2 pseudogenes are annotated in these 641 nt (G+C 32.1%); both read right to left on the bottom strand.

Features of this window, described 5'->3' with window-relative positions:
- A pseudogene (locus tag CQA53_RS11815) lies at nt 1-290 on the bottom strand (hypothetical protein); the annotation flags it as partial.
- A 74-nt stretch (nt 291-364) separates the two neighbouring features.
- Nucleotides 365-641 (bottom strand): annotated as a pseudogene (locus CQA53_RS11810) (hypothetical protein); the annotation flags it as partial.

The raw sequence follows: 641 nt of genomic DNA, 5'->3' as shown, positions 1-641 counted from the left end.
TCTTTATAATAAAGCTTTTGGATTGCTTTAAACTCTGAGAGATGAGACTTTTGCCCTGTATAGTAGTTAGGGTCTAGGTAGTTGGGTTTATACTTTTTCCTTGCTTCTTCCATTCTCTGCCAAGCATCTATAAGAAGATTGGTAATTTCATTTGTGTATTTACCTGTATTTTCTCGTGTTTCGTTGGCAAACTCTAATTCGTATGTTGTTTTGTTAATATCCATAATAATCGAATTTGGCGTAACAATATAATCTTGGGTTTTTGCTATTTCTTTTAATCTTTCATTCATGTTTTCTCCTTGATTTGAATTTTTACAGGCTATTAGCGTTATGCTTGTTATAAAACAAGCAAATATCTTTAAAACTATCCTATCCATAATCCATCCTCCATTATTATCGTAGTAGCTAGTCTGCCTATGAGTTTGGGTGGTTTAGGTTTCTTTATATCTTGGTTTTGTTGAAATTGTTTGACTAAACGCCCTATAGTTTTAGGGGGCTTCTTGCCTTTATCTTTACCATTCACCCCCACATACATTGCTTTGATATTATTTAACCCTATGATATTGAGTTTTTCTAATAATTCTCTATATTTTGCATGATATGTATTTGTCTTTTTATCTGTATTCATATTACCCCTAGCT

Source organism: Helicobacter didelphidarum (assembly GCF_003364195.1).
Taxonomy (GTDB): Bacteria; Campylobacterota; Campylobacteria; order Campylobacterales; family Helicobacteraceae; genus Helicobacter_A; species Helicobacter_A didelphidarum.
Note: the sequence above shows the minus strand (reverse complement) of the source record. Positions and strands in the feature narration are given on the sequence as shown.